Origin of the sequence: Pseudochrobactrum sp. XF203 (genome assembly GCF_020341615.1) — a bacterium.
Classification (GTDB): Bacteria; Pseudomonadota; Alphaproteobacteria; order Rhizobiales; family Rhizobiaceae; genus Pseudochrobactrum; species Pseudochrobactrum saccharolyticum.
Genome location: NZ_CP084392.1, coordinates 3079708 through 3103689, shown reverse-complemented (window position 1 = coordinate 3103689; position 23982 = coordinate 3079708). Strand labels below are relative to the sequence as shown.

Here is a 23982-nt window from a genome sequence, read left to right as displayed (position 1 = left end):
GTTCTTTAGCCAGCCGCTATCGTCTCTCATACCTAGTGCTGGAGGACGGTGTCGGCTTTTCAGGGGTATCCGTCCGAGGCGTCAATGTGATGTTCCGCGGGTCGATGAGGAGTTTCAGATCGCAGGCCGTCGCCTGATCCATTCCATATTCTTCAAGGTCGTCGACCTCTGGTCTAACATCGAGCGCTTCGAAGCCTGTCGATCTGTACCGCCATTCCGGATCGTCGGTCATCTTAAAGAAGACCTTCGCGCTGAAGGTTATACTGGTGCCAGCGAAGGAGGTGCTGTTGAAATACAGGCCCTCAGGCGGCGCCGACGACTCTTCAATCTCAAGAGTCTGGAATTCGAAGCGGGCGTCGGATTGTGGCTTGAGCAGGATGTCCACCGCCATGCGTGCTTCATGGGCCTCCCAAAACGCATCGAACTTGAATCTAGCGGTCGAACGAAGGCCTGCATTCGTGAGAAGCTGAAGCCATCCGTCCAAGAATGCGGAGATCAGCGGAATCTCCTCAAGGTACGGTCCGGTGATGGGTTGGTCGACCGGGAAGGTAATCGACGGGATGCGGTTATTTCCGGCGATCGTCAGGGTCGCTCGCCCCGTCGCCATGAGTGTGAGAGCGCGAAGCAACTCCGCCCACTCCTCCAGGGAATGCTCCATGTCGTCGATCGAGCCGACGCTCTCGAACTTGATGGCCGGTGGTGTTAGCCGGATGATGAAGTCCTGGGTGCGGATGAGAAGCTCTGCTCCATGAGGCTCCGCCATCGGCGGCCCGATGAACATTTCGCCGTCGAACCGCGCCGCTTGTCCGAAGTTGGGTCCGCGGATCGAAATCTCACAAGAACCTAGAGTAGGAGGCGTAAGGCGCAGCTCTTCGATGTCGTCGAACAGCGTACCTTGGTAGGGCAGACGTATGCCGAACCGGCTGTCGAACACGCGGAGTCTATGCGGCTTCAAGGGCGCGAGGCCGAGCAACAGATTGCTGAAATGCTCCGGACCCTCGATCTGGATGAGTGCCTCGGCCTCGAACTGGCCGTTTTCATAGCCAAGTTCGGCGAGCTGTCGTTGCTTCTCGATTGTATAGGCACCGGGATTTTGCCCGCAGGCAGCAGTCAGGGCTGCCAATAAGCCGGCGGGGGTCGGCTCGAAGCGTACCCCGACTTTCTCGTAGTCGTAGCTAATATCGGTGTGGTTGATATCGTGAGCCTTGCGGGCCTCCGCTAGTCTCAATCGCCTGAGAACACGCGCGAGCTCATTCCCGATAAGATGGACGAGATAAGCGGATTGGAGTTCGCCGTCGGCTCGCAACCGAAATACGACGATGAGCGCCGGCCGAGGGTCCTTGGCAAGGCGATCGATGGCGGACAGACTGAGGCGGATACGATTGCCGGTGCGGCCGAGTGTGGACTTCAACTGCACCCGTGCTGCGTTGGTGGGGCGTTGATCGAGAGGTAGTGCCTGACCGGCTAGCCCCATCGCGAACTCTACGATGAAATCCCAGCCCATCACGTCGACGGCGCTCTTGTTGCAATAAAGGCCCGCGCGCTCGCAGAGCACTTCGAACTGCCGTTCGCCGATGCGGCCAATGCGGTCGGGATCTAATTCGCTCTCCATGTGCAGTCCGCCCTCTTAGGCCACCCCAGTATCAAGTACACGACCACATGCTGCGACCGTTCCACACAGAAACAACATCGATTTCGCTCGCGACATACCAACATATAGGGTCTCTCGGTCAACAACTGGATCAGACGCATCCAGTCCCCACAGTATTATAATTGCGCGCTCGAGCCCCTTGAACTTTGCTACGCTGTCCACTGTGATTGAACCCGGTCCATATCCTTCGAGATGACCCCATCGAGAGCTTTTTGGGATTGTCGTTGCCGCCAACGCCCGCTCGAATGACGAGCGGGCACGCCCGTCGCAAAGCAGGATGCCAATGTCGTGGGGTGCCACGCCTTCGACAGCAACCAAGCGCGTGACAAGACCAGAAATTGCGCGCGCTTGCCGATCGATGTCGGGTGCGGTCAGAAGCTCAATTTCCGTACCGGTGATCTTTGGAGCCTCGATTCTAGCACCCCTATAGTATCGATACGCGGCAGCATGAATGGTCATCGTGTTTCGGCAATTTTTATCGAGCAGCATCGGCTCGCCTTTGATAGGAATCGCGGCCGAGCGCCCGTAAATATTCTGGTTCTCGTCCAAAAATACGTAAAGTAAGCCATCGGTATGATCGGAAAGCATCATCTCGATCGGCAGCCAGAACTCATCGCCAAAGTCCTGTGCTTCATCGACAACGATCGCATCATAATTCGGTCCGAACGCGTCGATCGCGAATGCGAGGGCTATCGGCTGGTGATGGTCGAACTCCGTTCCGCCGGGATAGTCGCGTCGCGCCTCAGCCATCAGGTCGCGGCCCAACTCGGACTTCGCCTTATCGATCCAGCGCTTACAAAGCTGGTGGAAGGTGGCGACGTCGAGTCCCTCAATGCCCTCGCACTGCTCGCGCAGATGGTCGGCAAGCCCGCGATTATAGCAGACAAGAAGGGTCTTGAGGCCTTCCTCGGCCGCGCGCACCGCCTTTTCGCGAGCGATTAATGTCTTACCTGTTCCCGCGCCGCCCGCAACCATGACACGCCGCTGCCGAGACAGAAGGTCAAGGATCGCCGCTTGTCGTTCCGTTAGCTCGATCCGGGTCTGCTCCTCCTGGACTAGTCGCGCCGATACCAAGGGTCGGGTTGTCGATACGCGAGCTAATATACGCTGCACTGTCGCGACACCGCCTGCGCCAAGCTCGGACAGTCCGCCCTGACCGCCGGGACCTGCCCAGTAGGTAAAAGCCCTATCGACCCACTGCGATATTAAAGTAATGTCTTGGCGACCGCCGATGATATCGAGAGGTGCGTCAGGGCCTACGAGGCCACCAACCCCGTCCACATCCGGAAAGAAGGCGGCATGCCCGAGCGGGATGCGGCCCAAGCCCAACTTCTGCCAGAACGGGCTTTCCTTAAGCTTCTCAAGGATCGCGAACTTACCCCTCATCGCCTGTTCGAACGGGTTCGTGATCTCGTGCTCGTCGCCATGTCGATCGATCGATGCGAAACGACGCGTAGCGTAGTCGAGAATCACGCCTCCGCCTTTCACCTCGACGATCAGAAGGCCGTGCTTCGGGTGGCAGATGAGGAAGTCCACCTCCCCATCGCGCGGGCCCGCCCCTCGGGGTTTCGCGATCCACTTAACCGAATGAAGCACGAGAAAGTCGTCGCCAAGTCCCGATCGGAGCGCCTCATAGAGCTTCCTCTCGGCAGAGGATTCCGTCAATGCATCCAGCGGTGGAATACAGATCGCCATCGTCACTCCACGAATTCTAAGCTGGAATTGAACGGGATCAGCTTGCGCCCCTCGTCACCGAAATTCATCAAGAGTGAGATCGCAATTCCGCGACGATTGACCTGTTCGATGGTGCCGATGCCCCACACGGCATGCCTCAGCTTGACACCCACTTCCAGATTGAGGTCGGCGGCCGCCCCGACCTCTTCGATCACGCCCTTCCATCCATGGTCGAACCAGTATTCTACGACCTTTGAGAACGGGTTGGCGATTGCGCTTACCCGCTGGTTTTTCAGGTCGCGCGCATGTTCCACTACGTAAAGCCAATATTCGTCCGGATAGGTCTGGGCTGTCGCGAACTGTATGTGCGATAACTTCACGCCGCGCTCCGTCCATTCACCCTCAAGGCCCTTCACTTCGATTAGGCGACGCGGCGTACCGTCCGCGACAGCTGACACGATGTCGAAGCCCGGATTATTATGCGGCTGCTCGATGGGCTCACGCCCAGCTCGCCTCTCATATTTGAGGACCGCTTCGATCGCCGCGACATCGATCAGCGAGCCAATATCTTCGCCCGAAGCATACTGATCACCGGATGCTCCCTCTCGGGGCGTCGCGTTCGCATAGGAAAGCAGGCGAGATCGTCGCTCCTGTCGTTCGGCCCTTGAAGGCCCTGGCCGGCTGCGCGATCTCGACCCCCAGCCGCCGCCACCGGATACTCCGCCTTCGGTGGGTTCGCCGGTTTCAGCTCCGAACTCGCCGCTGTCGGCTTTGGATGAGAAGGTAGTATCTTCGGCTCTCTCGCTCTCCCCTGATTGTTCGTCCGCACTCGTTCCATGACCGGTCGCATCGACGTCGGCGTCGACTCCTTCAACGTCGGTCTCAGCCTCGTCGCCCTCTAGCGATAGATCGTCAGAGGCATCGTCGTGATCATCACCAGCCGCCCGCCCGTTGATCGCTTCGTCGTCGGCACCACCTCCGCCGATGGACACCTCCTCGTCGCCCGCGACCGTTTCAGCGGCGTGTTCGTCCTCGGAATCGTGCAAATCCTCGGTCTCGGGCAGATCTTCGTAGGGGGCCTCGGGTGGATGGTAGTTCGCATTCTTGAGCGCCCGTTCGGCGTCAGCCCTAGTCGGAATAGTTACAATGTACGCCGCCGTCATGATTACCGGCGGCAAATCCACCCCGATGGTGAGCTGCTCCAACGGCGCGAAGATCGCCTTGAAAGCAGCGGACCAGTCAAAACTCTCTCCCGGCGCGGCCCGGACGAAGAGCAGTGAGGTCTCCACGTCGAAATAGGCGTCGGCTTGGCTCACAGGAGAGCGGACCGGGGGATCAAACTCGACAATCTCGACATGGACCCGCAGTCGCTCAACCGTCTGCACTTCGATGCGGCTCAAAATGCTCCGCAACCGATCGCGAAACTCCACATTCGGTGCCAGCCAAAGCAGGAGATCGCCGCGCGTCCGCAGGCGCTCCGTCGCCGCCAGCGCTGAAACCCCGTCCGGGATCTCGGCCAGTGCGAGGCGTCCGATATCAGAGAACCTGGCGACACCGAGTTCCCGATAGAGCCGCGTCGCTGCAACCCGCGAGACCGCGGGCGGCGACACGAGTCTCTCGTCGAGGGCGCCGGCGAAAGGTTCGACAAGGATCGGCGAATCCAGCCACGCAGCTTCATCGGCCCAGATCGTCGCGCCGTTGAGGTTTAGCAGAACGGGCTCTTCACCGACTGTCCGAAGCTCGGCAAGAGCGCCCTGGTCTTCCCGCTCGAGTGCGTTAGCGAGCCAAGCAAGGCATCGCCGATGCACGTCTTCGTCGAGCTCGTCGATGCTCGCCTTTGTGGCGATGCTCTTCAGGAGAGTGACGTAACTTGAAGCGGTCGGAGCGTCTTCGACGCCGAGATGACGATAGAGCCCCTCACGCAACCGCATTCGCGGGCTTGGGGCATGCCAATAGCCACGGAAATAGGTGGGCTCCCAAAAGATCTGATCTGCACGAAGATATTCGTCCAGCTCGGGATCGTAGATGAACGCAGTTCCGGAGAGCCTGTCTATGGACGTGGCGTCGTCCCCCGCGAGGCGCTCGCTCAGCATGGCGTAGACGACATCGGACGCAGGGCTGCCGTTCGCCATGCAGTGTTCGAGATGGGCGACGACGGTCTCCGTTGGAGGCTCCGCCTTCATTCCGAGGAAGTCGAGAAAGTCGACAAGCGAACGACTAGCTTGCCCGCCGCCCCGTAGGATCGGTAGATCGACAACATTCACCTGCGACGCGTAGCCTGCGGCGCGGAACGATCGATAGAGGCCCGTGGGGCCGAAGCGCTTTCCCTCGACCCGCTCTCCGCTGATAGCCGCAGGCAGCCAGGAGATCGACCTGAGCCTTTCGAGCGCGGTTCGCTCCTCAACAGTCAGGCGAGCAAAGCGCTCCAAAATGTGGCGGACGATCGGCTGCGTCCGGTCTGCAATCTGATCGATGGTGCCGGTGGTGGCTATCGCATCGATGCGTGAAACCAGATGTTCGATGGACACCGTGCGGCGCATGCCGAGTGGGCTTTCCAGAACGTCCTGGAAACGCGCCGCTGCCTGTCCTGCCGGCATCCAGTTCTCATCTACGAAATATCGCTCCTCGCCGCCGAGCAGCGCGTCGATCTGCGCCGACCAAAAATAACACTCAGTGGGTCGGACATAGGTCCCAGCCCGAGTACGGACAAAGGAAAGGCCCGCTAGCGACCGTAGGCCACCTCCCGCGTCCAGTTCAGCGCGATGCTTCAGAATCTCGTTCAGGAGTGCAACATATTGTTCCCGGGTCGGCTCTCCCTTGAGGATGTCCTCGAGATGATCGTCGACATATGCTTGAAAGGTGAGCACGTCGACGCGCAGCCAGTCCCGCGCAAAGGCCTGTACGCTGTCCGACATCAAACTTGTGTCGACAAGTTCGAAATAGCCGACCGGATCTACGAAACCGCCTGGCAGTTGGCCGCGCGAAGGCGCGACAAACCCGGAACCTGTCCGCAGGAAGGGGGTGGCCGCAAGCTTGGAGCAGGACGCTGCGGTGACTCCATCGGGTATGAACGCGGGCAAAAGATCGTAGAGTTCGCGCTGGCCCTCATCGCCGAGACCGATCACCGCGCTCGCCCTATCTTCATCAGGGATTGCAGCTGCAAGGTCCCGAGCAAACTCGTCGAAGCGATACACGTCGATCAACGCTGCGAGCGCCTCGAACGCAAGTACCTCGCGCTGGACCATAGGCGTTCCCGGCAAGAACCGATGAATCCGCGCTGTCGCGATCCCCACAGGCGGGCGATAGATGTCGTCGATCGACGCCAGCGCGCCATCATGGTCCAGAATGAACTTGATGGCCTTCAACCGGTTGACCAGGGCCGGAAGATCTTGGCGCGCCTTCGATTGCGCCAAGATCGCATCAACAGCAGCCCATAGGTCCTGCAGATTGGCATCTTCTGCGGTGATCTTTTTGACTTCAAGCGCGGAAATCAGAGCTGGCAGACGCAAGGGCGATGCAGAGAGGGCCTGGAAAACCGACCAATAAGGGCGAAGGTCTGGATGGAGGAGTTTCAGTTCAATTGACGCGAGGGCGGCCTGAGCTTCGGCAGAAAGCTGCTCAGGGAGATGGCAGTCGCTTGGCAGCGCCATCTGTTCGTCCACCGTCAGCACGCTATGCGATGCCTTCGCGGCGACCTGTATCTCCAGCCAGAAGGATTGGAACGAGGCCTTGTCCTTCAAGGCGAACGCGGTGCCTACCAAGGACCATAGCCGGCGCGGGCCGATGAGATCCCGCACCTCATCGAAGCTTTCCGCTATCGCCTTGGCGGCCGCGTCCAGGAGTAGTTCGTTCCAGTACCTCTCGTGCTGCTCTCCGGTAAGCGTGATCGTGCGCCGTGTGGGGTGCGGAAAGAAATCGGCATTGATATGCAGTGGCATGCCGGACGTCTGTTCCGTCGGCAGATAGGCATAGAGTAGGCCATCAACAGATTCGTCGTGGACCGGCATCGCGATACTCACGATCGGTGAGCGATCCAGCTCGACTAGGGTGGGAAAATCGTCAAAAATTCGCCTCTCGACCGCAAGATCAGATGCGTCCCGCGTCAGGATTTGCCATTTCTCTTGCTTCCCCTCCGGTTCAATCTTGAGATCGACCACGCCTCCATGGCGGGTAATGGTTACAGAGCGTTCGAGAATGCCGTTCTCGGAGAGTTCGATGGTCCTCAGGTTGCGAAGGAAGAAGAGCCCTCTTGCCATAACGTCTGAGATCGCGTCGACCACGAGGCGAACCACATCTGCCGGTGTTGGGGACGCATTGAGGCCCTTGCGAGTATCGGAATCCAGAGCGGCCCACGGCAATTCGAACTCAGTTCCCCCACTGCGCGGGATCACCTTCGTCTCACCTGAACCGTCGATGGGAATCAGTTGCATCTCGATTCCCCTCGACCGCACGATGGGAGCATCGGTGACCTGATAGACGGAAACGAACCCGATCCCGAAACGCCCGATCTGAGAGGCGACACGTATCTTGCTTCTGCTACCCATGCGAGAGATCGCATGGAAGTTGCATGCTCGCTTATGGCCGTCAGGGTCTCCATTCTGCTCCCAAGGGCAGCGAATCTCATGAAGGCCGCAGGTCGAAAATTCCGCGCTGTTCCTTACAAACAGACCAGATTTGGTCACGTCAAAGACGAGGCTCTCCGCTCCCGCATCGTCCGCATTCTGGATGAGTTCGAGCGCCATAACACCAAAACCCTGCAGGCCAGCCAAGGCCTGCTGAATATTACCCAGCAGATCTGCCTCATACGCAAGGGTAATGGGATTCATAGTAACCGGTGCCCCTCCGTATTCAGCATCCTTAAATCCTTCCAAATACGTTATTTTTAATGACGAAGATACTAACTCTAGAAATGCTTAACTCAAGTACAGGAAGTATCTGTATTGCCTGCGTGCTGAGAATTCTTGTGATTATCACATGAACAGCCGATAGGGATACACGTTGCGAGGTAGGTCCGGCACGTTCGCTATCGTGCGGGCCAGTTTCTGCGAATAGCGAATGCTAACCGGCACTGGGTCGTAGAGCGCGTCGTTATTCCAATCCATCTTCGTGAGGGCCAACGCCTCATGGGCTGTGAGTTCAAGTGGCCCGCTACCGGCATGACGAATGAGTTGTAGCGGCCGGGGGATGCTCTTCTTGCCCTGATAGTAATCGCCCTTGGTCGAGACCTCGGGAGCGTTGCCCGCGACCCATACCAAGGCGGAATTGCCCGTTCGGACGACCATCGTCCCGCGTGGCACGGGAAACCCTGAGGGTTTTGACGGAGGTTTCTCTACGCCCGACTTTATCAGCCAGACGCCGCGCCAGCACGACGCCGAACTGACCTCCACGCACTCTATTTCCGCAACGCCGGCAAGCGCATCAAATGCGCCCTCAATCTCAGCTTCCTTGAACGCGGTCGTTTTGTGAATGGCCATGCGTTTTGGTAGGTTGCCGCCATTGCGCCCCTGATAGAGTTCCAGGCTACGCGCGAGGACCGCCCGCATGTCGTCGCGACTTAGAAAGGGGTTCCGGCGGGCTTCGGCTACGTCGGCCACCGGGTCTCGTGCCTCGAATGCGACGAACTGCATGCCGCCACCGTCCATGTCGAATACCTGCGAGCAGCACGTCACATAGTGCGCGTCTTGTTGGTCACCACGCAGGGCATAAGCCAACCCGATATAGGCGGTGTCCGCCGGCACACCCTTCAGCGGCGCGAGCTTCCATGGTGTGCCCGCAGCCTTCACATACAGCGCGGTTGAAAGGCGCCACGCGAGCGAGGCCTTAAAGCTGAAGGTGAAGACGCGATCGTTCAGAACCTGGGTCGGAATATTATGCTTGGCGCCCAGAGCCTTCAGCACGTCGTGTGCGTCAAAGAATTTTCCGCGTGTCGCCGTGTCCCAGTTGTCAGGAAAGTGAACCAGCACAACGTCGAACTCGTTGCGAACGGCGTCGAGGCGGCGGAGCGCGGCATCCATTGCAAGGTATAGGCGATGCTGCGCGTTGCCGTCACCCGGCAACTGGTCGAGGTGTTCAGGCCACTTGATGTGCGCGCTCGCTGGCGCAGGATCTAGCGACACGCGGAACAGGCGCTCAAAGCCGGGATATTCCGGCACATATTCTGATCGGTCGGAAGGCCAATGCACGCCGCGCAACAGCTTCATCAGATCGCCACGACGATGGAAAGCGCTCTCCGGGCCAACCGTCGCGATTCGAATGCGGGGAGTGTATCCGCTAAACGATCCTTTCGAGTACGGCCCGAAGTTCAGGAGGCCGCGCAGTGGATGGACATCTACCTGGGTGGCGTCGGATGGGGAAAACGACAGGTCCGGCTCATCCAACAGCGTGAATGGCGGCAGCTCGGTGAGGGCTGGGTTCGCCATCATTTGCTCCTGTCGAAGTAGGGATGGTGATGGGACGGTCGGCTAAACCCGGTGACGGGTGACACCTTGAAAACGGCATCAATGCCAGTGCCATCTTCGAGGCCGAAGGCACTTCGGGTCGTGCCTCCCGTTTCGGTTAGAAGGTGTGCCCAGGCCCCAATAATGCTGGCCCAATTTCTATTATAGCGCGGGGCCCATCGCTCGCGGCGCCAGTCACCGGCAGGATCACCTCGGCGCTCGGCTCGCATGCCCATTTCAGCGGGAGCTTCTTCTGCGACCAGCCCCTCCTCACCGTCCGTTTGGGAAGTGTCTTGTCGGGGCAACTGGACGAACGTGTAAGGCTCGAAGCCGCACCACCACTTTCCATCGACCTGTTCCAGCTTGAGATGGACACCCTCCTGAAACGGGAAGCCAAGCTTGGGCACTGTGCCAAACAGACTGGTGCCGTAGGCATCGCGCAGCCGGGATAGGGTTTGTTGCTGACGCCGCGTTCGATCAGGATCATCGCCGTCGCGCGGTGTTGCAACGACGAGCGAATGGCCCGAACGCCTGTAGCGTGGGATGAGCGGGCGCTGTCGGGCGAGAGATCGCACGAGCGTGTCGTAGAGCAATCCCATCGCCCAGCTATCAGCGACCGGATCCAGGTCGATCGTTCCAGCGAGCGATGGGCCGAGCGGAGCCAAGGCATCCAGGATTTCCTGGTCACGCCCGAACACCGCTAGCTCACGCCCCAAAGCGGCCGCCGTCGCCCGACATCCCTTCGCCTTGAAGGTCTCGCGCACCTCTGCCGATGTTATCGGTTGGCTCAACCTGATGCGCCTGGCCGCGGTCGGCATCGATTGGAGCAGAATTACCGAATAGCGCAGCACCGGGAATGCGCGGGCTTTGGCATTTGGAATCTGAACGGGTACGAGACGCGGCGTAGGCCGCCCTTTCATCACCCGATCAAGAAGCGGCTTGGGTAAATCGGTTACCTTGATGATATCGGCAGCCAGTTCGTCGAAGGTCGCGCACTCAACGACGGCCACATCCACGCCCGCCGCTCCGGCGCGCTCCAGGAATTCGATCACTGCGGGCAGTAAACGCGAAGCTGAAGAGGTGAGCCAGTACACTCCGTTCGGAAATGGCGAAGGCGCATCGAGAACCGTGTTCAGCGCCTCCATGATCGAAGCGTCGCGTCCGCTATAGCCGACGAAGATCATTCCGAAGCGCTTGCCGGATTCCACCAGCACATGCCGCATCCGGGCGTCCTGTTTCTCTAGTTCCGATCCCGTGTTCTTAATCGCGATCGACTGATAATCACCGTGGAGCTTAGCGACCAACGGCCAGTCCGATTCATTGAGGCACCGCATGGCACGGTCGGCGGAATCGATCGCCGCCACAGTCGGGCGGTTCTGGCCGTCTATCGGAAGGATCGCATTTGCCGAATGCGCCGACTCCTCGATAAGCGGATCGAAGTTCGTGGTGAAAACGCTATCGACCTTGCCAGCAGCCATAAGACTGCCAAGCACCTTATGTCCAAAACAGGGAGTACCCTTGGAGATCGCATCGTCTATATACTGTCGGCGATGCCGAGCCTCTGGATAGACCGCTTCGAAGGCCTTGGCATATTCTGTAGGATCACCGTCAGGTGGCAACAGCGAGTTTTGGCGGAAAAAGGCATCGATCCTGTCGATCCAGATCGGGTCAGCGGTATCGATCTCGCGCTTTGACAGGTTTGTTTCGCGGCAAAAGATTTGCGCCTTGAAATCGCGGATCATGGCATAGCCAGTCGGAATGCCGGAGGCGGCCGATGCACCAGCACCGAGAAACCATGCCACGAGGTTTGGCCTGAGATCGAAGGCGGTCGCGAATTGTGCGGCGGATATAGTTTTTATCGGCACGGACTCCCCCCTTTTAAGCCGTCGTGGGGAGCGGGTCGGTTCCCTCGCTCAAGATGGCGAGATATCGCCGGTAACTGAACACGCGCCCCCGTTTACGGCCGGTGATTTCTTCGACGATGCCGAACCGTTCCAGATCGGCGAGCGCGGCATTGACCGTGGGGGCTGAGAGACCTGTTTGCTGAACGAGTTGGTTGGCCGTCAGGAACGGGTTTTGCTGAAACAGATCGTGGATACGCAGCGCGGAGCCTGCCCGGTCGCTCTCTGTCGTGATCCGCTCGCGGTCCTCCTTGAACAGATCGACAATCCGGGTGGCGGCCTCGAATGCCTGATTGGCCGTATCCGCAACACCGGCAAGGAAGAAATCGAGCCAGGCTTCCCATGCCCCGTGCTCGCGCACCTCCTGAAGCAGGCGGTAATAGTCGGCGCGATGCGTTTTCAGGTACAGGCTCAAATAGAGGAGCGGCTTGCGCAGCACACCGTTGACACACAGGTACAGCGTCACCAACAAGCGACCGATCCTGCCGTTTCCATCCAGGAACGGGTGGATGGTCTCGAATTGGACATGCAGCAGCCCGGCCTTGATCAGTGCGGGCAAACGCGAACCGTCCTCGTGCATGAAGCGCTCAAGCGCATCGAGACAAGCATCCATCTCGGTCGGCGGCGGCGGCACGAACAATGCGTTGCCTGGACGTGAACCACCGATCCAGTTCTGAGACCGCCGAAACTCGCCGGGATTTTTCGTTCCTCCGCGCCCGCTTTGCAGCAAGCGTTCGTGCATCTCACGGATCAGACGCAGTGATAGCGGTAGGTCTTCCAGCCGTTCCAGCCCATACATCATCGCATCGACGTAGTTCGAGACTTCGCGGATATCGTCGATCGGCTGGCCGGCCTGTGCTTCGGTTTCGAAGCGGAGCAGGTCCGAAAGAGTCGATTGCGTGCCCTCTATCTGGGATGAAAGGACGGCTTCCTTCCGCACGTACATGTAGAGAAACAGTTCTTGGCGCGGCAGCAGCATAGTGATGCCGTCCAGACGCCCCAAGGCACGTTCCGCAAAACTTAGCCGCTCCAGAAGGGTCAGCACGTCGATCGGCGGTTCCGGCGGCAGTGGGGGCGGTACGAAGGCACGCACGATTTCCCCCGCAACAGGGGTCTCGACAATGCGGCCTAGCCGGAGGTTGGAAGCTGATTCGGACATGCCACATTATGCGAACGCGGCGTTATTTAAGCAATCAGCTTTTGGCTTAAATAGTGGGTGAGCTAAGATAAGCGCTCTTAAATAAGGGTGCACACCATCATCGGTAGGCACACGCAAAAAATTTTTGGCAGTCTTTTTCCGCTTTCAGTAGCGGTAGCGCCGCCGACTGTGTTCGCTAAATAGTCCGTCCTCGACAACACGGACGATAACGCGTCATCCGTAAGATCATTCATTGTTGCCGCCGCTGAGATGTCAGGATTTATCGTAGAAACGGCGGTGATCGACGGTGCGTATGCTACTTGGTGACGTTGCGGCCATCGGCGGTAATCGGCGGCAATATCGCGCTATAGAGGGCAATCGGCGGTGTGGCGGGCGGGAGACGAAGAAACCGAGAACTACACCTACGCTATAGCCCTCCAAAATGACACCTGAAAGCCGCCGAAGATCGACAGAAGGGGCACGGGTTGGCATTATGTTGCCCGTGTCCAACCGCAGGAGCGATGCAAGGACAATCCGCGCGCAGCGTGAAGGAGCAGAACCATGGTAGTCGTGATGTTGATGAGCGTGGCGCTAGTCGCCGTCCTTTGCGTCGTGGCCTATAAGCTCGCAGTCTATGCTCTGCCCTTCATGCTTGGATTGACTGCTGCGCAATTCGCCTATCAGACCGGCTCCGGCGTGATAGGTGCCGGGCTGGTCGGCCTCGTTTCCGCTGGCGTGGCGTTTGGCATCCTCGCTCTGCTGTTCGAGACGTTGCGCACGCCCATCCTGCGCTAGATCGTGGCGCTGATCTTTGCCGCACCCGCCGCCGTCGCGGGCTATGCGCTGGTCCATGGCATCACCAAAGAGGCGGTGCCCTCTGAAATCTGGCGGCAAATCTTCTGTCTGGTCGGCGGCGGATTCGTTGGCGTGTCGGCTTTGATGCGACTGGCCACACCATTGCCCTCCAGTCCCGCGCCTGCTCGCTGAGGTTGGCAGAAGCAGCGAGGGGCCGTGACCGAGCAATTTAGCGATACCGATCATTGGAAGCTGCTCGCAACGGCCAAGCGATTCTTGACCGCAGCAGACGTGCTCCGGCGGTCGGAGGAATACCAGTCATCCAGAGTGCTAGTTACTCCGGTCCTCCATCTCACAGCGCACGGAATTGAGGTGCTGCTAAAAGCAAATCTGCTTGGGGCGGGACTCACGCTTGACGATGTGAAAAAGAAATATGGTCACAGCATCGCGGCGCTTTGGGCGGATGATCTGAACCAACTTCTGCGAGATGAGGCTGCATCGGAAGCTCGGAAGGTTTGGCAGAACGCCCAAGCCGATGGGAAATGGCTGGATCGTTTTGATGATGATCCCGTGGCCCTTCTGGAAGAATACCTCGCTGCCATCAATGCGCTGCACACGGCGGCGTCCGAATACGCCTTGAGATATGTCGCTGCATCCGAAATGACCGCACCAAGGCCGCACCTTCTCATAGAGACGTTCTTGCCGGTTTCCGATCTTTGCGTTCGGCAACCACGCGCGTTTGTGCCTTCAAGCTGATATGCAGACCCGGCGCTAATGCGCCGGGACATTGTTACTGGCGGCCCTCCGGCTCTCTACAGCGCAATGTGGAAGCGCGTTCGCCTCCGGGCCGGCGCGGCTGCCGCCGCGTCTCATCTTAGGAAGAAGGTTGCTAAGGGCGTTGCCCTCGCGCGGCGCAAGAAAACTCTCCGGCCTTTCGCGGCATAAACGGCCCGCTCCCCGCAAGCGGGTCCCCTCCATTTATTCCACGGTGCCAAAGACTTCTCCTGCACCTTGCTACCCGTGGCTCGCCGCCGGGCAAGGGTTCAGGAGCGGCGCTTCGCTGCTCTGAACCCCAAACCCGAGGATCAGAGACATGACCAACCTTTCCGACAGCAATCCCCGCATCTATGTCGCCTGCCTTGCCGCCTACAATAACGGGTATCTGCACGGCGCTTGGATCGACGCGGATCAGGGCGCGGACGAAATCAGGGACGAGATTGCCGCGATGCTAGCGCGCTCGCCGATCAAGGGCGCGGAGGAATACGCCATTCATGACTATGAGGGTTTCGAAGGCGTCAGCATCAAGGAATATGCCGGCATCGACACCGTGGCACGCATGGGCGCTTTCATCGCCGAGCATGGCGCGCTAGGCGCTGGCTTGCTGGAGCAGTTCGTCGGTGACATGGACCAAGCCGAAACCGCTTTGCGGGACTGCTATCATGGCCAATTCCCCAGCCTTGCCGACTTCATGGAGGATTTGACCGCTGAAAGCGGCGTCACGATTCCCGAGGCGCTGCGCTACTATATTGATTGGAAAGCAATGGCCCGTGACGCTGAAATGAACGGCGAGTTTTTCACAGTCGAAACCGCACATGACGAAGTGCATGTGTTTTCCAGCCAATGAAAGCCGGAGCGCCTTGCCCGCACTTTTGCGGGCGGGCGTGTCGCGGAAACATCGAAATAGTGTTAAGCAGAAAATAACCAATATTGATCGGGTTGGCCGCTCAACGTATCTGCTTTGAGCGGCTTCTATATTTCTAGCGATCTTTGAACCTCTAAGGGCTGGGCGCTGCCTTGCGCGCCCCGGCTTTGGGAGGTGACGCCATGCTTAGCATCGACTGGCGTTCGCCGGCGGCATACAGGCACGCGAAGCACATTTCGGCCGCCGGTTTCGCTTGGGAATATCTGCGCCGGAATAACGATTATCGTCAGGATTTCCTGACCATCGCACTAACCGGAGGACCGTCCGGCCGTGACCTTGAAGCGTTCGCGGATCGCTGGGGGTTGCGATTTCCCATGCGATCCCGACGCGCCGCATGACCGGCCGCCGCCAATCTGGAGTCCGAACCTTCAACCGCAAGCGGTGATGCTGTCGCCCGTCGAGCATAAGGACGGCGACACCGAACCGATATTGACGCTTGCGCAACTCGCCGGCCTCGATCTGCGCCGCGCTGCCGATGGCTGGCATGGTATCTGGCAGGTTGATGGCGTCACACATCAATTCTGGCTTCCCGAGGCGGTGCCCGACGCAGCCGCCTTCTATGCCGTCACCCTGCCGATGGATTCCTTTCTGGAGCTTCGCGCTCACGCTGCCCGCCGTTTCTGGCGGTCCCTCAACGGCCGCGCGCCCGGTCCCGACTTCCGGGCCGTTCCTGCCCAACTCCGGCAATGGCATATCCTGTCCCTGCGCGCGCTCGACGCCCGACTGCGCGGAGAAAGCTATCGCACCATCGCCGAAGTCCTGCTCGGCTTTCGCGGCTCCAAGGAGGATTTCGAGAACGACCCGCGCAAGAACAAGGCCCGCCGTCTGGTTGCGCACGGCATCAAGATGATGTGCGGCGGCTATCGCCTGTTGCTCCACTACCCTATCAAGCCCGGCAAGCGTTGATCGTTAGCGAGCACCGTGTTGTTGCAAGTCGCAAACTTACTGCCAGTTGCAACAAAGAGGTGCGACACGAAAAGAGCCGGAAAGCCAGCCCTCGGGGAAATGTTGCGGACTTTAGAATTCCTGTGAGAACTTCAGCAGGAATGGAGTGGAGCTAACAGACTGCTTCATGTTTCATGAACGGCAAGGCGGCTGCTCAGCTGAATAACTCGTTGCGCAATCCATGATTTCGCACGACCATGCCTGAAATTTATTTTGAGGAAATTTACCATGACCTTACTAAAGACGCTGCGTTTGATTCTCAGTCCTTGCGCCCCGGTGGATCGTGTTAACTTCATCCAGCTAGAGCTTGACCCAGAAGTGATGCGGTTTCTTAACAATGGTGCGGTTGATCATGACAGGATCGATTCGACGACCGCGCCGTTTCTCATGCCACGAGGAACCGAGCCGAACGTCTGGACAGCGCGACGCAATGAGGATGACGAGTTCGTCGGCTGGTTCTGCTTGTTGCCGAAAGGGAGGGCGTTAGCTGAGATCGGATATCGACTGCGCCGGGAAGCTTGGGGTCAGGGGCTGGCAACTGAAGGAGCTTTGGCTCTTATCGGTTGGGGCTTCGAGGTTGCGGGATATGACAAGATTGTGGCCAATACAATGGCGGTCAACCAAGGGTCACGCCGTGTAATGGAGAAGGTTGGCATGATACACACGCGGACGGATTTCTTGGATTTTCCCGACCCCATACCCGGCACGGAGCACGGCGAGGTAACGTATGAGTTGTCCTGTTCAGAATGGGCCAACAATTGAGAGACATATCAGCTTTTAGGACGCGACAAAGCCACTCGAAACGTCAGCGATGAGGTCGATTCCTGCCGGTCGGATATTGTGAAATTCCAAAGCTTGCGAGGTGAAGTAAGCTAAAAACCGCCGATGCTCACGCCTTGTTAGCTGCCGCCTGTTCCAGAATCTTCCTATAGCCCTCATGCGAAAGCCATTGCGCGCGTTCGAGATGGCTTTGCCAACAACGATAGGTCCGAAGTTCCTCGGCAGCCGGATCGCGGTGAAGCACGATCCGCGCGACTACCTTCCAGTCCGCGCCCTCGGCCTTGGCATCCAGCAAGCGTAGATAGGTCACGAAATGCCGTTCGTCATAGACGGTTATGGTGTCGCCGGTCGGCGCTTCGTCGTCCACATCGGGATCGAGTTCGACAGGAACCCGCATAGTCATTCCCCGTATCTGACAGAGCTTGTCTGCGGTGCGCCCCCGCAAACGATTCTCTCTGACTCTTGGTGATCGGGGAGTTAGTAACCGTCACGAAACGGCCCCATGGCCTTTAGCTCGGAAAGCCTGTTGTATACGCCACAGGCTCCCCGACCATAGGTCAAGGAGTTGGTGCCGTTCTGGCTGGCACCGGCCATCCGTGAGGGGTTACTACGCCCCAGAGCAGCGCGTCTGCTCCACCCGCAATCTTAGCCGAACTGCGCGGGAATGTCTTTGCCTTTTCGGCGTGACACCGCGACGGGCCGCTGAAATCCCACACCAATTAGCCGCAAGATGCCCCGAGGGGGGTGCCGCCAACGCATAGGCGCAAATGCGGCACGCTACGCGCCGCCGATCCCTCGCCATGGTTCGCCACAGTCCGCTGCCGCCCCCCGGCAGCCCAATCCCGACTGGAGGTGATCCATGCCCAACCCGCTTGCGGGCCTGCCGCCGCGCCTGTTGCGCACCAAGGAAGCCGCGCGCTTCCTCGGCATATCCATCCGCACCCTTGAGAAACATCGCACCTATGGCACCGGCCCGACCTATCGCAAGGTCGGCGGTCGCGTCCTCTACACCGTCCGCGATCTGGAAGACTGGAGCGCGGTCGGCGAACGCAAATCCACCCGCGACAAGACCGCCGGCACAGTCTTTCCCGCCCGTCCGCTCACGCCCGAAGAACGGGACGAGTGCTAAATGCTGCGCGAGGACGATCACGCCCCCGCGCCGCCGACCGAGGACAGCGAGCGCAGCCGCCTAGACCCTTTCGTGGTTGCCACGGGCGATGCGCCGCCGCGCGACCAGCGCGACTTGATGGAACGGCCGTTTTTCTCGCTGGCGAAGACCCCGCGCACCAAGCCGATTCTCTATAAGGCCGCCGACATAGAGGTGCAGGTGTTCGGGATGCCCGAGCATGGGATGGCGACCATTTGGGACGCCGACGTGCTGATATGGGCGGCCTCGCAGATCGTCGCGGCCGAGAACAACGGCCTCACCACATCGCGTTTCTTCCGCTTCACGCCCTACCATCTGTTGCGCGCCATCGGCCGGCCGACCGGCAACCGGCAATATCTATTGCTCAAGGCCGCGCTGGCGCGGCTGCAATCGACTGTCATCGCCACCACGATCCGCAACGGCCCGCATTGGCGTCGCCGGCAATTCTCATGGATCAACGAGTGGGAGGAAATGACGACGCGCGCCGGCCGCGTCGAGGGCATGGAGTTCGTCCTGCCCGAATGGTTCTACAACAGCGTCATTGACCGCTCGCTGGTCCTGACCATCGACCCGGCCTATTTCCGGCTGACTGGCGGCATCGAGCGATGGCTTTATCGCGTCGCCCGAAAGCACGCCGGGCACCAGCGCCATGGCTGGATTTTCGAGGTCGCGCACCTTCATCAGAAATCCGGCAGCCTCGCCCGGCCGTCCGACTTCGCGCTGGACCTGCGCCGGATCGCGGCCCGCCAGCAACTCCCCGGCTACCGCCTCCAGATCGAGCGGGAAGACGGCCGCGAGCTGCTGCGCATCCGCCCCGAAAACTTATCAACAGGCACTGTTGATAAGGGTGTGAATACCATCGGCACATCAGGCGCACGGGGTATCGGCACATCAGGCGCACGACTATCGGCACATCAGGCGCACGAACCACAGCTAACGCTTTGGCCTGAAACGCGGAATCCGACCGCTAACTTATCTAACAGAGAATCTTCTTTAACTGTTTCTGTGGGTGCGGAGCACGCGCCCAGTGCCACCCGCGATCATCTTGCCAATGATCGTGCGCGTTCGCAACAAGCTGCGAAAGAACCATCCCGATCTGCCCGTCTTCCGTGGATTCCAGACATTGAGCCGGAGGACACGCCATGAGCGGATCATCGACATCACCCCGAGCGGCTCACGCTTCTTTCCGTGGTCGATATCAGGATCGCCACAAGCAGGGATCGGAAGGTCGGGCAGCCAAGCTAACTCGCGTCTTCGCTGTCGCAGAATGCGATGCGGACAAGATTCTGAACGTGCTCACCCGAACCCTCGTCCCCTCGGGGGACATCTCTCCGCCGCAGCGGAACTCTCAGCCTATGTCAGCCGGCATCCATGCGGATGACAAGCAGACGACCTTAAACAGCAGGAATGGGCTTCTGCCCGATTGCCTGGCCGTCACCCGTCTTCCAGAGGAAGGTGGTTCCCTCGACCCAAATGCGGTGCATCAGAACGGCCATCCGGCGCGCAAGCGCGGTGACCGCGCGCTTATGGCCCCGGTTCTTCACCAGCCGCATGCCCCATGCCTTGAGGGACGACCAGCGCTTCACCCTAACGAGCAGGATGTGTGCGGCCTCGTAGAGCGCAGCCCGCGCCATCGCGTCACCGCTCTTGGACACGCGCCCGGTCCAATCGACCTCGCCAGACTGGTAGGCGCGCGGCGTCAGCCCCAGATGCGCGCCTACGGACTTGGAGCGCCGGAACCGCGACGGCACGTCGATGGTCGCGCGATAGGTCAGTGCCACGATGGGGCCGACACCGGGAACGGTCATCAGCCGCCGGCACACCTCGTCGTCACGGGCGAAGTCCATCGCCACCTTTTGCAGGTTGGCATATTCGACAGCCAGAGCGCGCCTCGCGGTCAACATCGGATTGAGCGCCCGCATCAGCATCGCACGGTCGCCTGCCAGTTCCAGAACGCGCGCCTCGAAGTCGCGCTTCGACACCACGCCCATCTTCAGACCGAAGCTGCGCAGCATGCCGCGGATCGCCAGCTCGATATCCATCAGCTTGCGAACCAGCGTCTGCCTGGCCACCAGCAGGAAGCGCAGTTCCTGCGCGGTCTGCGTCTTTACATGCACGGCGCGGAACCAGCCGGTGCGCATGATGTTGGCGATTCCGCGCGCATCATTGCGGTCGGTCTTGTTCGGCATTGCCGACAGCGCCGCCTTGGCGTGCCGCGTCTCGATGCACACGACCGGCAGACCCGCTTCGGCCATACCGCCGTAAAGCCATTGCGACGGAGCGCCGGCTTCAAGGCCGATCCGCTTCATCACCATGCCGCATTGCGCGAAGAACGCGACAAGATCGTCCGGTTCGGAAGCAACCTTTGCCTCCTTCATCACGGTCCCGTCAGCATCCACAATGCAGATGCTCGTCATCTCAAGGGAAACATCCAGTCCTGCAAAGTAGCCCATGGTCTCTCTCCATTCCGGTTGATGGTGGACCGGCATAAGCCAGCCAGATCACCGTTTACGGTATGGCAAGAGGCGCTTTCTCCACACGCGACGAGAACAGAAACAGTTACCCCAGCTAACTCTTTTTCTTTGACGCGCGCGCAGGCGAAGCGTGGTGCCGGTTCTGCCGGGAACGGCGAGCTATGACGCCCGCCGTTGACGCAGCGCACGCGCGCAATCCCCACCAGCACATCGCCGGAGACGCACAATGACCCGTCGCGCCCATCGCAGCGCGCACGGCCGTCCGCTGCCGGACGGGCCTGCGCCCTTCACCACATTGGTCGAGCTGACTTTCGAGAAACGCGGCATCGAGCATTGGATCAGGTTCGGCCGCAAGAGCTATGAACAGATCATCGACCGCCGCCGCAGCGTCGTCGGGTTCGCGCCGGGCAGCGTCTTCGCCTTCGTCCGATGGGCGAATGGCGAGCATGGCACGGTCGTTTCCCGCATCGACATTGTGCGGGCCATCGGGCGCGGCGAGCCGTTCCAGACATTGCCATTCGTCCGCCCCGGCGGCGAAATCCTGTTGCGCCTCGACGGCTGGCCCAAGGTGCAGCGCGGGCTTGCCGCCATCGACGCCGTGGAATCGCTCGGCCTCGACCCAGCTGACGCCGCACCGGAGCATTGGCGGCACGTCCACAACCGTTTGACTGCCAATCTGGAGCCGCACGCCTACACGCCCGAGCGACATGCCGCGTGGCTTCACCGCCGTAGGATCGAGCCGTGACGCGCCGCCGCATCCTCACGGTGACGGCGCTCGCCGCCATCGGCATCGCCGCCGCCAGCGCCGTCGATTGGCCCGTGAAACTCATCTGGAACGCCACGGCCAGCGTACCCATCGGCTTCTACACCATCGAGCCGGCCGACGCGCTCGGCGTGCCCGAGCTGGTCGCCGTCATGCCGCCCGAACCGCTCGCCGCCTTCATGGTCGAGCGCGGTTATATCGCGCGCGGCGTCCCGCTGTTGAAGCGCGCCTTGGGCCTGCCGGGACAGCAGGTTTGCCGCACCGGCCGCGCGATCACGGTTGACGGGATCGAGATGGGCGAGGCGCTGGAGCGTGACAGCCTCGGCCGCGATCTGCCCGTCTGGCAGGGCTGCCGCGTGATCGGCGACGGCCAGCTTTTCCTCATGAATTGGGAAGTCCGCGACAGCCTCGACGGCCGCTATTTCGGACCCATCCCCGCAGCTTTCGTCATCGGCCGAGCGATCCCGCTCTGGACCGATGAGGAAGGCGTCGGCCGCTACGAGTGGCGCGCACCGACGCATTGAAACCACCCCCGAAAGCCAACCACAGGAGATTTCCCATGGCAGAAATAGGCACCTTCACGCGCACCGAAACCGGCTATGCCGGGGAGCTTCATTCGTTCGGCCTCCACGAAAAGCTGTTCATCGTTCCGGCCAAGCCGAGCGACATGAAAAACGCGCCCGACTATCGCCTGCGCCTCGATAGCGAGGACGGCCCGGACGCTGGCCCCGCATGGAAAGACTCCAGCGAAAATGCCGGCGACTTTGTGTCCATGAGACTGGAGGGGCCGATCTTCCCGTTCCCGATCCGCGCCAAGCTGTTCCAGTCCAACGACGATTCATCGGTCTGGACGCTACGTTGGAAGCACCCCCGGAAAGTCGAGGACGAGGAATGACGGCCGCGCGCGTCCGGCCCGCCATCCGGTCCAAGATCGTCATCCCTTTGTTCGCGGAAAAGCCGTCTCATCCCTCTGTCCCGCTCGGCCACCGGACGGCCGGCGCTTGCGCCTTGCCCTTGACCGCAGCGAGCACGCTGGCAGGCTGGTGTCGAAGCGGAGACAGGACTGCATGGCATTATGCCGTCCTGATACTGGCCGGCGCGCTTTCCGTCTGCGCCGGATCGGGCGTCGCGGTCGCGCAATCCGCGCCCGTCGAGCGCCCGGCCGCCGCTCATCCCTATGCGACCCACGTCGCCGAGGCGTCGCAGCGGTTCGGCATCCCCGAGCACTGGATTCGTGCCGTGCTGCGCGCCGAGAGCGCGGGCGACGTGCGCGCGATTTCGTCGGCTGGCGCGATGGGATTGATGCAGGTGATGCCCGACACATGGGCGGGCCTGCGCGTCCGCTACGGCCTCGGCCGCGATCCCTACGACCGGCGCGACAATATCCTCGCAGGCACGGCCTACCTGCGCGAAATGTTCGACCGCTATGGCAATGTCGCGGCGATGCTGGCGGCCTACAATGCCGGTCCCGGCCGCTATGACGAATACCTTGCGACCGGCCGCACGCTGCCGGCCGAGACGCGGGCCTATGTCGCCGCGCTCGCGCCGATCCTCGGCGGCGCGGCTGCAACCGAACCGCCGTCATCGGCACCATCACCGCCGCCCGATTGGCGTGAATCACCGATGTTTGTCACACGCTCGACCGACGCCCAAACTGCGCCTGCGCTGCCGGCCGAGGCGCAATCTGGCGATCTGTTTGCTGCCGTTTCGGAGCCGGATCGCCGATGAAGATCGCCTATGCCGACCCGCCCTATATCGGCTGCGCGCACCTCTATCGGGACCATCCAGACTACGCGGGCGAGGTCGATCATGTGCGCCTAATCGAGCGGCTGGAGCGCGACTATGACGGTTGGATATTGCACGCCGCCGCCACGCCGCGCTCCATCGCAACGCTTGCCCCGCTGGTCGAGCGGACGGGCGCGCGATGGATGGCATGGGTGAAGGGATTTGCGGCGTTCAAGCGCAATATCCCGGTCGCCTTTGCATGGGAGCCGGTCATCGTGAAGGCAGCGCGAAAGCCTGTCGTCAGCAAGCGGCTGGTGATGCGGGACTGGATTCAGGAGAGCATTACGCTTCGCCGTGGCCTCACTGGCGCGAAGCCCGAAGCGGTCTGCCATTGGGCTTTCGAGATGGTCGCCGCGCGTCCCGACGATACGCTCGACGACCTGTTTCCCGGCACCGGGGCGGTTGCCCAAGCGTGGCGCACATGGCGGCTCAAATTCGCTTTGCCGGACGAGCCGGCGGCGCGCTCCGCAGCGCCTCGCGGTGTGCAGGATCGTGCAGCGGATGGAGCAGGATCATGAAGGCTGGAGGGGCAGAAAAGGCAGGAAGGGTGGAGGGCAAGATTAAAGAAGACGGCACCATATCGGGCCGCTTCTGGAAATTATTGTTGTCTGCACACTGGTTAGGTTGCCGGTTCCGGCACCATGGTTTTGAGGGGCCGCGTGCCGCGATTTCGCGCAAAGCCTTGGCTTTGCAGGGTTTCGAGCGGCACCATAGGCCGATATCGGCCGTTTTTCGGCGGTTTCGTCAGGAGTCGCGCCCGTGAGCGCCGACGACGAAAACCGCTTCCGTC

20 protein-coding genes and 1 pseudogene are annotated in these 23982 nt (G+C 60.5%); 13 read left to right on the top strand and 8 right to left on the bottom strand.

Annotation, left to right across the window (positions count from 1 at the left end):
- Nucleotides 1-16 precede the first annotated feature (16 nt).
- The 6 genes from LDL70_RS14165 to LDL70_RS14140 form a co-directional block, all read right to left on the bottom strand.
- A complete protein-coding gene (locus LDL70_RS14165; RefSeq protein WP_225685337.1) occupies nt 17-1612 on the bottom strand; it encodes a hypothetical protein in 1596 nt (531 codons plus the stop codon).
- 15 nt (nt 1613-1627) lie between these two features.
- A complete protein-coding gene (locus LDL70_RS14160; protein WP_225685336.1) occupies nt 1628-3346 on the bottom strand; it encodes a UvrD-helicase domain-containing protein in 1719 nt (572 codons plus the stop codon).
- Between the two features lie 2 nt (nt 3347-3348).
- Nucleotides 3349-8151 carry a DUF3883 domain-containing protein gene (locus LDL70_RS14155; RefSeq protein ID WP_225685335.1) on the bottom strand — a complete coding sequence of 1601 codons (4803 nt, stop codon included), beginning with the start codon at nt 8149-8151 and terminating at the stop codon, nt 3349-3351.
- Nucleotides 8152-8295: 144 nt separating this feature from the next.
- Nucleotides 8296-9747: a nuclease PIN gene (locus tag LDL70_RS14150; protein WP_225685334.1), complete on the bottom strand. Its 1452-nt coding sequence runs from the start codon at nt 9745-9747 to the stop codon at nt 8296-8298.
- On the bottom strand, nt 9744-11627 hold the full coding sequence (locus tag LDL70_RS14145; RefSeq protein WP_225685333.1) for an SIR2 family protein: 1884 nt from the start codon (nt 11625-11627) through the stop codon (nt 9744-9746). The genes LDL70_RS14150 and LDL70_RS14145 overlap by 4 nt, the downstream gene beginning before the upstream one ends.
- Nucleotides 11628-11640: 13 nt before the next feature.
- On the bottom strand, nt 11641-12822 hold the full coding sequence (locus LDL70_RS14140; protein ID WP_225685332.1) for a Fic family protein: 1182 nt from the start codon (nt 12820-12822) through the stop codon (nt 11641-11643).
- Nucleotides 12823-13362: 540 nt separating this feature from the next.
- Here LDL70_RS14140 and LDL70_RS14135 point away from each other — a divergent pair.
- The 6 genes and pseudogenes from LDL70_RS14135 (at nt 13363) to LDL70_RS14110 (ending at nt 17005) form a co-directional block, all read left to right on the top strand.
- Nucleotides 13363-13788: pseudogene (locus LDL70_RS14135) on the top strand (hypothetical protein).
- A 24-nt stretch (nt 13789-13812) separates the two neighbouring features.
- Nucleotides 13813-14352, top strand: coding sequence for a hypothetical protein (locus LDL70_RS14130; RefSeq protein ID WP_225685331.1), 540 nt, complete (start codon nt 13813-13815; stop codon nt 14350-14352).
- 337 nt (nt 14353-14689) lie between these two features.
- Nucleotides 14690-15220, top strand: a complete 531-nt coding sequence (locus LDL70_RS14125; RefSeq protein ID WP_047573184.1) for an antirestriction protein ArdA — start codon at nt 14690-14692, stop codon at nt 15218-15220.
- A gap of 200 nt (nt 15221-15420) precedes the next feature.
- Nucleotides 15421-15636, top strand: coding sequence for a transcriptional regulator domain-containing protein (locus LDL70_RS14120; RefSeq protein WP_082009501.1), 216 nt, complete (start codon nt 15421-15423; stop codon nt 15634-15636).
- 46 nt (nt 15637-15682) lie between these two features.
- A complete protein-coding gene (locus LDL70_RS14115) occupies nt 15683-16204 on the top strand; it encodes a DUF2285 domain-containing protein (RefSeq protein ID WP_023511901.1) in 522 nt (173 codons plus the stop codon).
- Nucleotides 16205-16471: 267 nt separating this feature from the next.
- Nucleotides 16472-17005, top strand: a complete 534-nt coding sequence (locus LDL70_RS14110) for a GNAT family N-acetyltransferase (protein ID WP_023517585.1) — start codon at nt 16472-16474, stop codon at nt 17003-17005.
- A 127-nt stretch (nt 17006-17132) separates the two neighbouring features.
- Here LDL70_RS14110 and LDL70_RS14105 read toward each other — a convergent pair whose 3' ends face one another.
- The gene (locus LDL70_RS14105) at nt 17133-17420 is read right to left on the bottom strand and encodes a DUF2285 domain-containing protein (RefSeq protein WP_023517584.1); all 288 of its coding nucleotides are present in this window, start codon (nt 17418-17420) and stop codon (nt 17133-17135) included.
- A 462-nt stretch (nt 17421-17882) separates the two neighbouring features.
- Between LDL70_RS14105 and LDL70_RS14100 the strand changes: the two genes are divergently transcribed.
- Together LDL70_RS14100 and LDL70_RS14095 are read left to right on the top strand one after the other, a co-directional pair.
- Nucleotides 17883-18152, top strand: coding sequence for an AlpA family transcriptional regulator (locus LDL70_RS14100; RefSeq protein ID WP_023516906.1), 270 nt, complete (start codon nt 17883-17885; stop codon nt 18150-18152).
- Nucleotides 18153-19316, top strand: coding sequence for a replication initiator protein A (locus LDL70_RS14095; RefSeq protein ID WP_225685330.1), 1164 nt, complete (start codon nt 18153-18155; stop codon nt 19314-19316). It begins immediately after the preceding gene.
- A 248-nt stretch (nt 19317-19564) separates the two neighbouring features.
- Here LDL70_RS14095 and LDL70_RS14090 read toward each other — a convergent pair whose 3' ends face one another.
- Nucleotides 19565-20623, bottom strand: a complete 1059-nt coding sequence (locus LDL70_RS14090) for an IS110 family transposase (RefSeq protein ID WP_024269979.1) — start codon at nt 20621-20623, stop codon at nt 19565-19567.
- 247 nt (nt 20624-20870) lie between these two features.
- On the opposite strand from LDL70_RS14090, the gene LDL70_RS14085 reads away from it, so the two are divergent.
- Genes LDL70_RS14085 through LDL70_RS14065 form a run of 5 tightly spaced genes read left to right on the top strand, consistent with a single transcriptional unit; the run spans nt 20871 to nt 23710 of the window.
- The gene (locus LDL70_RS14085; protein WP_225685329.1) at nt 20871-21389 is read left to right on the top strand and encodes a DUF2840 domain-containing protein; all 519 of its coding nucleotides are present in this window, start codon (nt 20871-20873) and stop codon (nt 21387-21389) included.
- Nucleotides 21386-21931, top strand: a complete 546-nt coding sequence (locus LDL70_RS14080) for a S26 family signal peptidase (protein WP_023512087.1) — start codon at nt 21386-21388, stop codon at nt 21929-21931. The genes LDL70_RS14085 and LDL70_RS14080 overlap by 4 nt, the downstream gene beginning before the upstream one ends.
- 35 nt (nt 21932-21966) lie before the next feature.
- Nucleotides 21967-22302, top strand: a complete 336-nt coding sequence (locus tag LDL70_RS14075) for a DUF736 domain-containing protein (RefSeq protein ID WP_023512088.1) — start codon at nt 21967-21969, stop codon at nt 22300-22302.
- The gene (locus LDL70_RS14070) at nt 22299-23135 is read left to right on the top strand and encodes a lytic transglycosylase domain-containing protein (RefSeq protein WP_023512089.1); all 837 of its coding nucleotides are present in this window, start codon (nt 22299-22301) and stop codon (nt 23133-23135) included. Before LDL70_RS14075 ends, LDL70_RS14070 begins: the two co-directional genes overlap by 4 nt.
- Entirely contained in the window at nt 23132-23710 is a 579-nt protein-coding gene (locus LDL70_RS14065; RefSeq protein ID WP_023512090.1) for a hypothetical protein, read from the top strand. Before LDL70_RS14070 ends, LDL70_RS14065 begins: the two co-directional genes overlap by 4 nt.
- The last annotated feature ends 272 nt before the right edge of the window (nt 23711-23982 follow it).

Coding starts and splice junctions, on each gene's coding strand:
- LDL70_RS14165 (WP_225685337.1), bottom strand. CDS start 1,612: ATGGAGAGCGAATTAGATCCCGACCGCATTGGCCGCATCGGCGAACGG.
- LDL70_RS14160 (WP_225685336.1), bottom strand. CDS start 3,346: ATGGCGATCTGTATTCCACCGCTGGATGCATTGACGGAATCCTCTGCC.
- LDL70_RS14155 (WP_225685335.1), bottom strand. CDS start 8,151: ATGAATCCCATTACCCTTGCGTATGAGGCAGATCTGCTGGGTAATATT.
- LDL70_RS14150 (WP_225685334.1), bottom strand. CDS start 9,747: ATGATGGCGAACCCAGCCCTCACCGAGCTGCCGCCATTCACGCTGTTG.
- LDL70_RS14140 (WP_225685332.1), bottom strand. CDS start 12,822: ATGTCCGAATCAGCTTCCAACCTCCGGCTAGGCCGCATTGTCGAGACC.
- LDL70_RS14125 (WP_047573184.1), top strand. CDS start 14,690: ATGACCAACCTTTCCGACAGCAATCCCCGCATCTATGTCGCCTGCCTT.
- LDL70_RS14120 (WP_082009501.1), top strand. CDS start 15,421: ATGCTTAGCATCGACTGGCGTTCGCCGGCGGCATACAGGCACGCGAAG.
- LDL70_RS14115 (WP_023511901.1), top strand. CDS start 15,683: ATGCTGTCGCCCGTCGAGCATAAGGACGGCGACACCGAACCGATATTG.
- LDL70_RS14110 (WP_023517585.1), top strand. CDS start 16,472: ATGACCTTACTAAAGACGCTGCGTTTGATTCTCAGTCCTTGCGCCCCG.
- LDL70_RS14105 (WP_023517584.1), bottom strand. CDS start 17,420: ATGCGGGTTCCTGTCGAACTCGATCCCGATGTGGACGACGAAGCGCCG.
- LDL70_RS14100 (WP_023516906.1), top strand. CDS start 17,883: ATGCCCAACCCGCTTGCGGGCCTGCCGCCGCGCCTGTTGCGCACCAAG.
- LDL70_RS14095 (WP_225685330.1), top strand. CDS start 18,153: ATGCTGCGCGAGGACGATCACGCCCCCGCGCCGCCGACCGAGGACAGC.
- LDL70_RS14090 (WP_024269979.1), bottom strand. CDS start 20,623: ATGGGCTACTTTGCAGGACTGGATGTTTCCCTTGAGATGACGAGCATC.
- LDL70_RS14085 (WP_225685329.1), top strand. CDS start 20,871: ATGACCCGTCGCGCCCATCGCAGCGCGCACGGCCGTCCGCTGCCGGAC.
- LDL70_RS14075 (WP_023512088.1), top strand. CDS start 21,967: ATGGCAGAAATAGGCACCTTCACGCGCACCGAAACCGGCTATGCCGGG.
- LDL70_RS14070 (WP_023512089.1), top strand. CDS start 22,299: ATGACGGCCGCGCGCGTCCGGCCCGCCATCCGGTCCAAGATCGTCATC.
- LDL70_RS14065 (WP_023512090.1), top strand. CDS start 23,132: ATGAAGATCGCCTATGCCGACCCGCCCTATATCGGCTGCGCGCACCTC.